11 protein-coding genes are annotated in these 10,917 nt (G+C 34.6%); 7 read left to right on the forward strand and 4 right to left on the reverse strand.

The window, feature by feature from the left end; translation table 11 throughout:
• The first annotated feature begins 2 nt into the window (after positions 1 to 2).
• From CQA62_RS02070 to CQA62_RS02090, 5 genes are read left to right on the forward strand one after another with little or no spacing between them, the layout of a single operon-like run.
• Positions 3 to 1,037, forward strand: a complete 1,035-nt coding sequence (locus CQA62_RS02070) for a D-alanine--D-alanine ligase (protein WP_104724591.1) — start codon at positions 3 to 5, stop codon at positions 1,035 to 1,037.
• On the forward strand, positions 1,038 to 1,754 hold the full coding sequence (locus CQA62_RS02075; RefSeq protein WP_104724590.1) for an alpha/beta fold hydrolase: 717 nt from the start codon (positions 1,038 to 1,040) through the stop codon (positions 1,752 to 1,754). It abuts the gene before it with no gap.
• Positions 1,751 to 3,208: a Mur ligase family protein gene (locus CQA62_RS02080; RefSeq protein ID WP_104724589.1), complete on the forward strand. Its 1,458-nt coding sequence runs from the start codon at positions 1,751 to 1,753 to the stop codon at positions 3,206 to 3,208. The genes CQA62_RS02075 and CQA62_RS02080 overlap by 4 nt, the downstream gene beginning before the upstream one ends.
• A gap of 8 nt (positions 3,209 to 3,216) precedes the next feature.
• Positions 3,217 to 3,702, forward strand: a complete 486-nt coding sequence (locus tag CQA62_RS02085; protein WP_104724588.1) for an HIT family protein — start codon at positions 3,217 to 3,219, stop codon at positions 3,700 to 3,702.
• Between the two features lie 9 nt (positions 3,703 to 3,711).
• Positions 3,712 to 4,557, forward strand: coding sequence for an ankyrin repeat domain-containing protein (locus CQA62_RS02090; protein ID WP_104724587.1), 846 nt, complete (start codon positions 3,712 to 3,714; stop codon positions 4,555 to 4,557).
• Here the strand turns inward: CQA62_RS02090 and xseA are convergent.
• Genes xseA through CQA62_RS02110 form a run of 4 tightly spaced genes read right to left on the reverse strand, consistent with a single transcriptional unit; the run spans position 4,543 to position 8,150 of the window.
• Positions 4,543 to 5,769 carry an exodeoxyribonuclease VII large subunit gene (gene xseA, locus CQA62_RS02095; protein WP_104724586.1) on the reverse strand — a complete coding sequence of 409 codons (1,227 nt, stop codon included), beginning with the start codon at positions 5,767 to 5,769 and terminating at the stop codon, positions 4,543 to 4,545. The two genes, CQA62_RS02090 and xseA, sit on opposite strands and share 15 nt — an antisense overlap.
• Positions 5,769 to 6,038: a hypothetical protein gene (locus CQA62_RS02100; RefSeq protein ID WP_104724585.1), complete on the reverse strand. Its 270-nt coding sequence runs from the start codon at positions 6,036 to 6,038 to the stop codon at positions 5,769 to 5,771. The genes xseA and CQA62_RS02100 overlap by 1 nt, the downstream gene beginning before the upstream one ends.
• A 1-nt stretch (position 6,039) precedes the next feature.
• Positions 6,040 to 6,951, reverse strand: coding sequence for a 16S rRNA (cytosine(1402)-N(4))-methyltransferase RsmH (rsmH, locus tag CQA62_RS02105; RefSeq protein ID WP_104724584.1), 912 nt, complete (start codon positions 6,949 to 6,951; stop codon positions 6,040 to 6,042).
• Positions 6,951 to 8,150 carry a malic enzyme-like NAD(P)-binding protein gene (locus CQA62_RS02110; RefSeq protein ID WP_104724583.1) on the reverse strand — a complete coding sequence of 400 codons (1,200 nt, stop codon included), beginning with the start codon at positions 8,148 to 8,150 and terminating at the stop codon, positions 6,951 to 6,953. The genes rsmH and CQA62_RS02110 overlap by 1 nt, the downstream gene beginning before the upstream one ends.
• A gap of 145 nt (positions 8,151 to 8,295) precedes the next feature.
• Between CQA62_RS02110 and CQA62_RS06990 the strand changes: the two genes are divergently transcribed.
• Both CQA62_RS06990 and CQA62_RS02120 read left to right on the forward strand, forming a co-directional pair.
• Positions 8,296 to 10,275, forward strand: coding sequence for a methyl-accepting chemotaxis protein (locus CQA62_RS06990; RefSeq protein ID WP_104724582.1), 1,980 nt, complete (start codon positions 8,296 to 8,298; stop codon positions 10,273 to 10,275).
• A gap of 46 nt (positions 10,276 to 10,321) precedes the next feature.
• The gene (locus CQA62_RS02120; RefSeq protein WP_104724581.1) at positions 10,322 to 10,711 is read left to right on the forward strand and encodes a diacylglycerol kinase; all 390 of its coding nucleotides are present in this window, start codon (positions 10,322 to 10,324) and stop codon (positions 10,709 to 10,711) included.
• The last annotated feature ends 206 nt before the right edge of the window (positions 10,712 to 10,917 follow it).

A 10,917-nucleotide genomic window follows, 5' to 3' on the forward strand; every position in this document is an offset into this window, starting at 1 on the left:
ATATGTCAATCAGTATTTTATTTGGTGGGAAGAGTTATGAGCATGAGATCAGTATTGTCAGTGCAATTTCTCTTTCAAAAATTATCAATTTTACTCATTTTATTTTTTTAGACCCAAGCCATGAGTTTTATCTCATTCCTCAAGAAAAAATGAATTCTAAAACCTTTAGTTCTCTTGAATATAAGCAGTGTAAAAAACTCTTGCTCAAACAGGGGGATTTTTACATATCTAGTTTTTTTACAGAGAAAGCTTTGGGAGTTAGGAAGCTTTTGAGTGTTGTTCATGGGGGAGATGGGGAGGATGGAATCCTCTCTTCACTTCTTGAATTCTATTCCATTCCCTTTATTGCTCCACGCACAAGTGCTTGTGTGCTTAGCTTTGATAAGCATCTTACAAAACTCTTTGCAAAAGAGCGAGGAGTGAGAGTTTTAGATTATGAAGTTTATGATCGGAAGATGGCACCAAAAACCCTAACACAATATCCCTCAATCATTAAACCTTTGAGATTAGGGAGCTCTATTGGTGTTGGAATTGCAAGGGATAAGGAGAGTTTGGAGTATTTGCTTGATAGTGCATTTGAATATGATCATAGAATTTTAGTGGAACCCTTTATTGAAGGTGTTAAAGAATACAATCTTGCAGGTTATAAAAATTTAGAGGGAGAGTTTGTATTTTCTGTTGTAGAAGAGCCTAAAAAAGAAGAATTTTTAAATTTTGAAAATAAATATCTTGATTTTTCAAGAACTTCTACTCTCTCTCAAGCACAAATAACCAAAGAGTTAGAGAAGAAGCTTCAAGAGGCTTTTAGAATACTGTATGATAATTGTTTTGAGGGTGCAATCATTCGTTGTGATTTTTTTGTGATTGATGATGAGGTGTATCTTAATGAAATCAACCCAATTCCAGGTTCTATGGCAAACTATCTTTTCTTAGATTTTGCTCATGTGCTTGATGATGTGGGAATCCCAAGTCCAAAAACAATTGATGTTAATTACACCTATATTCATAAGATTCAAAAAGCCAAGGGGAAAGCATAATTGGCAAAGAGAATTGTTATTTATCAGGGAAAAGAATTTGAAATCTCTTATGAGATTCTTAATCCAAATCAAACTCAGAGTATTGTTTTTTTACATGGCTGGGGAAGTAATAAGGAGGTGATGAAGAGCGCATTTTGCAAAATCTTAGGAGAAATGCGACATATTTATATTGATCTTCCAGGATTTGGAAAGAGTCCCAACTCTGAAGTGATTAGCACATATGATTATGCACACATTATCAAACTCTTTTTACAATCCTTGCCCTTTAAAGTGGATATTATTGTAGGACATAGTTTTGGAGGAAAGGTTGCAACCTTGCTTCTTCCTCCTTCACTTGTTCTTTTAAGCAGTGCGGGAATTGTTTGCCCTAAACCCTTAAGCGTGCGAGTAAAAATCATTTTTGCTAAAATTCTTAAAAGACTTAGAATTTCAAATACTTTTTTTAGAAGCAAAGATGCACAAGGATTGAATTCCGCAATGTATGAAGTTTTTAAAAATGTCGTAGATGAAGACTTCACACAGATTTTTGCAAATTGCACTTCTAAAACCTTGCTTCTTTGGGGTTCAAAAGACAAGGCCACCCCTCCAAGTAGTGCAGAGAAAATAACCTCTTTAATTAAAGGAAGTGTTTTAAGATTTTTAGAGGGAGATCACTATTTCTTTTTATCTCATCCAAAGGAAGTGGAGAGATTGCTTTTAGAATGGAGTAAAAAATGATAGATGCAGTATTATTAAATGCTTTAGATGTTTTATTTTTATTAAGTTTGGGATACTATCTGATTACCAATTTGCAATGGTATAACTATAGCCTTTATCGTGTAATCAGTAAGCATCATAAGTGGCGATGGCATATTTTGTATTTCTTTGCTCCTATTGCATTATTTATCCTTTTTAACCTTTTGGGTTATGGAGGATTTTTTTATCTTTTCTGCTTATTTATTTATATCCCACTTCTCTTCTTCTGGGCAAAAAAGCTTGATAAGCCTTTAAAATGGACAGGACGTGTTTTTCGATTTTATGGGATTTACCTCCTTTTTATTTTACTTGATGTTGTGCTTCAAATGGCATACGGTAAGAATATTTATTCTTATTTTATTGCCCTTGCTTTTGCTCTTTTAATTTCCAATCTTTTTGAGTATTTTCTTCTTAATCGCTATAAAAAAATTGCAAGTGAAAAAATTGCTTCAATGCCACATTGTAAGATTATATTAATCACTGCAAGCTATGGTAAAACAAGCATTAAGAACTATCTTACACAAATTCTTAAATCTCGTTATATGGTGCATTCTACTCCACGCAGTGTCAATACTCTTGTAGGAATTATTGCAGATATTAACACTCAGCTTGATTATAGAAGTGAGTTTTATATCGTAGAAGCAGGTGCAAGACAAAAAGGAGATATTGCACAAATTGCACAATTCCTTAATCCCCAATATGTCATTATTGGTAAGATTGGTGAGCAACATTTAGAGTATTTTAAAAGTTTGGAAAACATTATAGAAACCAAGTTTGAAGCCTTGCAAAGTAATCGCTTAAGGCATGCTCTTGTAGAATCAAGTAATCCTATTCCACAATATGCACTCAATAGGGTGCAAAAAGCTCCTACAGGCATCAGAAATATCATAGCCACTTTAAATGGAACAAAATTTGAGCTTGAAATTGATGGAGAGTATAGAGAATTTCAAACTCCCGTGCTAGGAACTTTTAATGCCTACAATATAGCATTGGCGATTTTGATGGCAAAAAAGGTTGGAATGAGTTTAAGCGAGATTGTCACAAAGGTAAAAAAACTTAATGGTGTAGAGCATCGTTTATATAAAAGCGAAGTCAATGGTCGTGTGATTTTAGATGATAGCTTTAATGGGAATCTTGAAGGAATGCTAGAGGCAATTAGAATTTCCTCAGAGCATCAAGGCAGAAAAATTATTGTTACCCCTGGGATTGTAGAAAGCACACAGGAAGCAAATACTCAGCTTGCACATGAAATTTCCAAAGTTTTTGATATTGCAATTATTACAGGTGAACTGAATTGCAAAACCCTTTCTACTGCTATTACGAGGAGTAAAAAAATTCTTCTTAAAGAAAAGAGTATGTTAGAAAATACACTTAAAGCCACAGTTAAAGATGGGGATTTAATCCTTTTTGCCAATGATGCCCCAAGCTATATTTAGAGTTTAGAATGCAATATTTATATTCTCCTTGGCGCAGCGCTTATTTACAGGAAAAAAAGAAAAGCTCTGAGTGTATTTTTTGTCATCTCTCAAAAGTTGATGTTGGACAAGAGTGGGTATTTTACAAAGATGAAATTTGCTATGGTGTGCTTAATGCCTATCCTTATACTCCTGCACATTTTATGATTATTCCTCACCAGCATATTGATTCTCCTCATTTATTACAAGAGAGAGAATGGTTACATATCTCAAAGAAGGTTTTACAAGGGATTAATATGCTCTATGAGTTTGGTGCAGAGGGGATTAATACAGGGATAAATATCAAAGAGGCAGGAGGTGCTGGAATTCCTGAGCATTTACATTGGCATATTCTTCCTCGATTTAGAAGAGATACTAATTTTATGACTTCTATTGCAGATTGTCGCATTTATGGTTGTGATTTTGAAGAAATTTTTAATACAATTTTATCATTAGCCAAAAAACACTTGAAATAAGGAGAGTAGATGAAGAAAATTATTTTAAGCTGTTTGCTTCTTGGAAGTTTTTTGGGAGCAGATGATCGTTGGAATTCTTATCTTTTTAGTGATGACTATACAACAGTAAGAAAGGGGATTAGCCTAGGGGCTGATATGAATGTGCGTTGGAGAGGAATGACACCTCTTTATAATGCTTGTCGAAGTGGTTGGGGAGATGTAGTTGAACTCATGATAAGGCGAGGTGCTGATGTTGATGCAGAGAGTTATGGGGAAACCCCTTTACTTAAAGTGAGTGGAAAAAAAGTTAATGATGTCAGACTTGCACGAATTTTAATTAATAATGGGGCTGATGTTGATGCACAAGATGCACAAGGTAATACACCTCTTTATCATGCAATTTTGAATAAAAACTCTGCAATGATTAAACTCTTGCTTGATAATGGTGCGGATATGTATATTAAAAATAAACGTGGAGATACGGCAGCGCGTTATATTCTTTCAAAAAAAGTTATGCCACTTGTAAGTTTGGACAATCAAGATCTTACAATCACAGCCCAATCTTTTCTTCTTGGAAAAAGTGCCGTATCCATTGGAATTGTTAATAAAACAAAGCAGTTTATGAAAGTTACTCAAATTGCATTGTATTTTAATGGTGAATTAGTTGGAGAAATGCAGGTGAATAAAAGCATTCCACCTAATGGAAAAGTTCCAAATATTGGGACAATTAAGCTTCCAACCTCTGTATATCAATCCTTTAAAATTGAAAATAATGGAAGAAGTGTTGTTGCTTATGGAATGGCTATTGAATATAGCCTAGATAACTCATCAAAAAGCTTTGATAATCAAAAGCAAGTTGAATTAAACCTTTGGTAAAACTTGAGCAAATAATGAAGTTTTTGAGTTTGTAAGTTCAAAAACTTCTCCTTCACTCAAATCCTCCAATTCTAAAATTTCTTGATTTTTTGTAATTTGTGCATAACCTTTTTGTGTTTTTGGACTTTGGAGTTTATAGATGTTTTGAAGCTCTTGAAGTCTTCTTTCAAAAGGAAGCAGGGGGTTGAGTGTGAGTAGAGAGCCAGGAAAGCAAAGTAGAGAGCTTTTATACTCAAGTAGGGATTGCATTTTGAATTTAAGCATTTCTTTGAGATTTTGAATTTGTCTTTCTTGGAGCAAAAGTTTTTGAGCAGGAGAGGCGAGAGTGTATTTCTCTTTAAGGGTGAGTAGAGTTTGGGATTTATGTTTAAGTAAATGAGAAAAGAGATAGGAGAGACTCTCTTGCATTTCATTCAGTCGGTATAGCCAATCGATGCGATCAGGCAAAATCATCTCCATGCATGCAGAAGGAGTGGGTGCTCTCCTATCCGCAACAAAATCACTGATTAACACATCACTTTCATGCCCAATCGCAGAGACAATAGGAGTTTTGGCCTGAAAAATTGCATCCGCAACAATTTCTTCATTAAAAGCCCATAAATCTTCTTTACTTCCCCCACCCCTAGCTAAAACAATAATGTCCATTCCTAAAGTATCTGCATAAGCGATATTTTGGGCAATGCTCTCTTTTGCGCCTTCGCCTTGGACAAGGGTGTTAAGGATCTTAAATTCTACAAGATTCCAACGTTTTAAAGCAACTCTAAGCATATCTTGCAACGCTGCACCTGTGCTTGAGGTGAGTAAAGCAACTTTTTTAGGAAAGAGGGGGAGGGGTTTTTTATTTTCAAAATAACCCTTGGCTTCTAGCTTTTTCTTGAGTATTTCATAGGCTTGAAATAAATCCCCCATCGCATGAGAAATAAGTTTTTTACACAAGATTTGATAATCTCCTCTAGGCGGGTAGACACTGATTCCTCCTAGTGCAATAATTTTTTGTCCATTTTGGGGCTTGAAGTCAAGGTATTGTGCATTTCCTCTAAAAAGCACACATTTGATACAGCTTTGAGAATCTTTAAGTGTGAAATAAATATGCCCACTTGTATGGATTGTGAGATTGCTAATCTCTCCTTCTACACATACAGACAGGAAAGTTTGCTCTAAAATTTCTTTAATTTGAAGGTTGAGTTCATTAACACTAAGCGCTTTTTGCACTAATCCATTCTCAATACTTGTTGAAATTTAAAATCTTCAAGATTTTTTTTAAGCATACGGTTTTCTTCTTTGAGAAGGTCAAGACGATTTTTGATTTTTGTTACATCACGGCTAAGATAGTAAATCTCACTTGAGAAATAAATTTTTGGTGCAAAAAGAATAAAAAAACACAAAAAGATAAGCAATGCTCTAAGTAAATCTCTTCCATCAATAATCTTTTCTTCAGGAAGAGGGGCAAGCAATTCGTCTTTTTCATTTTCACTTAGCATTTTATTTTCCAAATTTAAAAGCTCTTAGTTTGGCACTACGAGATCGCGGATTTTTTTGGATTTCTTCTTGTGTGGCAACTAAGGGTTTTTTTGTAAGAATTCTACCACGACTATGAGTATTTCCACACTCACACCTCATCAATTCTTGGGGACAAATACAATTCTTTTCCCACTCCTTAAAGGCTGTTTTAATGATTCTATCCTCAAGGGAGTGAAAAGAAATGATTGCTACAATAGCATTAGGAATATGAGCTTGCTCAAGACTTTTTAAAAGATTCCTCAGTACATCTAGTTCATTATTGACTTCAATCCTAATGGCTTGGAAAGCTAGGGTTGCAGGGTGGATTTTATTTTTTTTAAAATGTTTTTCAAGTAAGGAGCTAAGCTCAAATGCACTCTCAAAAGGTTTTTTATTGCGATAATTTACAATAAGATCAGCCATTTTTTTACTCTCTCTTATCTCGCCATATTCTCTAAAGATTTTTTCTAATTGGAGTTTGGAGTAATGATTAATGATCTTTGAGGCATCTAGGGGATTATTTATATCCATTCTCATATCAAGTGTGGGTGAAGTAAAGCCAAAACCTCTAGAGAGATCATCAAGTTGTAAAGAGCTTACGCCAATATCTGCCAAGATTCCTACAACAGGTTTTTTTGCTATTTCTAGGGCGTGAGTGATTTGATCTGCAAAATTTCCCTCCAGTATATTCACTTTCTGTGTGCAAAGATGGGTTTTGCAATACTCTCTTGCTTCTTTGTCTTGATCAATGCCAATAATCTCTAGATTTGGATGTGCATCAAGCAGGGCTGAAGTGTGTCCGCCAAATCCAAGTGTGCAGTCAATTAAAGTTCCCTCACAAAGAGGAGAGAAAATCTTAAGGACTTGATCCTTTAAAACAGGAATATGTCTCATTAAATTCTAGCTAATCCATCTTCAATTGCACTTTGTGCTACAGCTTTAGAGAGTAGGGGGAGGAGTCTTTCATCAAATGCTACAGGGATAATATATTCTTTACCAAAGCTAAGTTTGCGTCCATAAAGTTCTTGAAGATGAAGAGGAACTTCTTGCCTTGCAAGTTTTGCTAAAGCCATTGCAGCTGCTTTTTTCATATTTTCACTGATTGCCTTAGCTCTGACATCTAATGCACCTCTAAAAATAAAAGGGAAAGCAAGAACATTGTTGATTTGATTTGGATAATCACTTCTTCCCGTGGCAATAATTGCATCGGGCCGCACTTCTTTTATCAGTTCGGGTGCAATCTCTGGTGTAGGATTGCTAAGAGTAAAGATTAAAGGATCTTTTGCCATAACCTTAATATCTTCTTGATTAAGAATATTTCCCCTGCTTAGACCTAAAAGCACATCAGCACTCTTAAGTGCTTCTTGATAGTTTGCGTATTTTGTAGGAGAGATAAAAATCTTTTTCTCTTGGCTTAAATCATCTCTTCCAGCATGAATCACCCCATTGCTATCAAACATAATAATATTTTTTACTCCAAAGCTTTGGTACATTTTTGCACAAGAGATTGCACTCGCCCCCGCTCCAATAATCACAACTTTAAGCTCTGTAAGATCTTTTTTTACAATTTCACAAGCATTGAGTAAGGCAGCAGAGCTTACAATAGCTGTTCCATGCTGATCATCATGCATGACAGGAATATCTAATTCTTCTTTAAGCGTTTGTTCAATTTCAAAACATTCTGGAGCTTTAATATCTTCAAGATTAATCCCACCAAAGGTTGGTGCAATTGCCTTAATGATTGAGATAAGTTTTTTTGGATCTTTCTCATCAATTTCAATATCAAAAGAATCAATATTGGCAAATTTTTTAAACAATACGCTTTTTCCTTCCATAACAGGCTTACTGGCCAACGCACCAATATCTCCAAGACCTAAAACTGCACTCCCATTACTGATGACTGCAACAAGATTTCCCTTACTTGTAAGCTCATAAGCTAAAAGAGGATTGCCCTCAATTTCTTTACAAGGATAGGCCACACCAGGAGAATAAGCCAAGGAGAGATCAGTAAAGCTTTCAAGCTTTGTCTTTGGAGAAATTCCTACTTTTCCACCTTTATGATAATCAACTGCTCTTTTTTGTAAATCACTCATAACACCCTCTTGTCATTAAATATAGATTTTATGAATATCATAGCAAAGTTTATAAACATCCTAGCGAGTAGAAAAAGTTTTTGGTAGATTAGGATTAGTTTTTGATAATATTGTATTTTATTTTAATCAACGTAAGGAAGAGCCAATGTTTAAAAGCGTTGTATGGAAAACAACTTTTTATGTAGGTATTTTAGGACTTTTAGGATTTGTTGTTTTGAGTTCAGTGTCTTATTTTGAGGCCAAATCAAGCATCTTATCAGTCGTGTTTGATAATCAAAGACAGCAACTTCGCAATAATAAGCTTATGATTTCACAAGAAATCAAGAGCACAAAAGCCAAACTCAATCTTTTTGGAAGTTTAATTACTCCAGAGGTTGTTCAAAATCCTCAATTACTAGAATCAATGCTTGCATCGTATTTTAGCGGTGCACGTTTAAGTGTTGTATATTTTGGATTTGAAGATGATGGACGTTTGTTGGTTGCCAATTCAACCAAGAAAGAGCCTTATTATATGTCTCCTGAAAATGATAACTATGATGCACGGATAAGAGATTGGTATAAAGATGCCATTCGCAAAAGGGGCATTACTATGGGATTGGCATATTATGACAAGAGAATGAATGAAATTGTTGTAAGTTTTTCAGTTCCTGTGTATAGTGGTAAAAAACTTCTTGGTGTTATTGGTGGAGATCTTCCACTTAAAGAAGTACGTGCAACACTTGAGCGAAGCAAAATGTCACCACACTCTTATGATTATTTAATTGATGAAAGAAACTTCCTTATTGTTTATCCAAAGAGTGATTTACTTCTTAAGAATATGCCCGCACTCAATGAGTTTGTTCAAGCCGCAAAACAAGCAGGCGATTATCAAACATTTGCTGCTTCTATTACAAGTACAACAACTTTTGGAAAAATGTGTACAAAACTTGAGGAGACAAATTGGATTGTATGTTCTTCTTTGGCTGAGAAAGATTTCCTTTCAAGACTCGATGCACTCTTGGTCAAAGAGGTGATTGTAACAATCATTTCAATTTTGCTTTCTACATTGATCCTATTTTTTGTAAGCAAAAATCTTCTTAAGCCTATTAAAATTATTCAAGATGGACTTTCAGCATTCTTTGCATTCCTTGGGGGTAAGAGTTCAAAAGCGACGCTTATTCCTTTTGCATCTCAGGATGAGTTTGGAAATATGGCAAAAACAATTAATCAAAATATTCAACTTGTTGAAAAGCAAATCACGGCTGATAATCAATTGATTGCAGAGGCAAAAAATGTTGCCAATGAAGTGAGAATGGGTAATTATGATACATCGATCACCTCTTCAACTCCAAATGTTGCACTCGAAGAATTTAAAGATAGTGTTAATGCGATGATTAGCTCGACAAGAGATCATTTTGCAAAAACAAATGCTGCACTTAAAGAATATGGGGCTTATGATTATTCCAGCAAACTATCTTTGAATAATCTTAAAAGCAATAGTGCATTTGATCTTTTGGTTCAAAATATCAACACTCTAAGAGATTCTTTAGCATTAATGCTTTCTACATCACTCCAACAAGGAAAAGATTTACAAGATAAATCTTCTTCACTCAAAGAATCTGTTCAAGTTCTCTTTGATGGAAGTTCTAAACAATCTGGTTCACTTCAAGAAAGTGCAAATACTGTCAGAAAGATTAATGAGGCTATGGGTATGGTGAACACCAAAACTCAAGAAGTTACAAAATATTCTACAGATATTAAAGATGTTATTACAATTATCAGTGATATTGCAGAGCAAACAAATCTTTTAGCGCTCAATGCTGCTATTGAAGCTGCAAGAGCTGGAGAACATGGAAGAGGATTTGCTGTTGTTGCTGATGAAGTAAGAAAACTTGCTGAGCGAACTCAAAAATCTTTGAGTGAGATTGAAGCAAATACAAATACTCTTGTGCAATCTGTAGATGAAATGGGTGAAAGTATCCGTGAGCAATCCGCAGGAATTTCTAGAATTAATGATGCAATTTCTCAGCTTGAGAATGTGACGAAGCAAACAGTTGAAATTGCTGATGAGACAGAGAAAATTGCAAAAGAAGTTGCAATGATGGCAGATAAAATTGTGGGAGAGGCACAATCTAAGAGGTGGTGATCCACTTCCCTCTCACTCTCCTTTCTTTTCCTAACAAAGGCAAAAAATGAATCCCAAGCGTAATGACAAAAAAGGTAAAAAAGGCTTTAAACGTCTTAAAAATGCTTTTTCTTATTCTTTAAATGGAATTGTGAGTGCATATAGAGATGAAGAGGCATTTCGTCAAATTGTATTTTTATCTTTGGTTTTAATTCCAGTGAGCTTTTTACTTGCACGCAGTTGGGTTGAACTCATTCTTTTACTTCTACCCTGTTTTTTAGCTTTGTGTGTTGAATTAATTAACTCTGCGATTGAAAATGCAATTGACTTTACAAGTCTTGAAATTCATCCACTGGCCAAAAAAGCAAAAGATATGGGAAGTGCGACACAATTATTTGCACTTATTTTTTGGGCAATTGTATGGATAAGCTATCTCATTGATCGCTTCATTCTATAAAACTTGGTTGTTTTATCTCTTTTATTTTTGATAGATTTTTAGAAATATCCTTTAGAGACAGGGATAAGATTTGTATCATTTGTGCTCTTGGATATAGAAATTTGTAGTTTTACTCTAAAGTTATGTTTTAGACTTTATTTCTATTTTTTTAACTTTTTTATTTATTCGGGGATTTTAAATCCCTTGAAACAAATAATGGTTTGATT

The organism is Helicobacter cholecystus, assembly GCF_003364215.1.
GTDB classification, from domain to species: Bacteria; Campylobacterota; Campylobacteria; order Campylobacterales; family Helicobacteraceae; genus Helicobacter_G; species Helicobacter_G cholecystus.

Excerpts from the sequence above, each read along its gene's own strand:
- CQA62_RS02070 (WP_104724591.1), top strand. The coding sequence starts at position 3 with ATGTCAATCAGTATTTTATTTGGTGGGAAGAGTTATGAGCATGAGATC.
- CQA62_RS02080 (WP_104724589.1), top strand. The coding sequence starts at position 1,751 with ATGATAGATGCAGTATTATTAAATGCTTTAGATGTTTTATTTTTATTA.
- CQA62_RS02085 (WP_104724588.1), top strand. The coding sequence starts at position 3,217 with ATGCAATATTTATATTCTCCTTGGCGCAGCGCTTATTTACAGGAAAAA.
- CQA62_RS02090 (WP_104724587.1), top strand. The coding sequence starts at position 3,712 with ATGAAGAAAATTATTTTAAGCTGTTTGCTTCTTGGAAGTTTTTTGGGA.
- CQA62_RS02100 (WP_104724585.1), bottom strand. The coding sequence starts at position 6,038 with ATGCTAAGTGAAAATGAAAAAGACGAATTGCTTGCCCCTCTTCCTGAA.
- rsmH (WP_104724584.1), bottom strand. The coding sequence starts at position 6,951 with ATGAGACATATTCCTGTTTTAAAGGATCAAGTCCTTAAGATTTTCTCT.
- CQA62_RS02110 (WP_104724583.1), bottom strand. The coding sequence starts at position 8,150 with ATGAGTGATTTACAAAAAAGAGCAGTTGATTATCATAAAGGTGGAAAA.
- CQA62_RS06990 (WP_104724582.1), top strand. The coding sequence starts at position 8,296 with ATGTTTAAAAGCGTTGTATGGAAAACAACTTTTTATGTAGGTATTTTA.
- CQA62_RS02120 (WP_104724581.1), top strand. The coding sequence starts at position 10,322 with ATGAATCCCAAGCGTAATGACAAAAAAGGTAAAAAAGGCTTTAAACGT.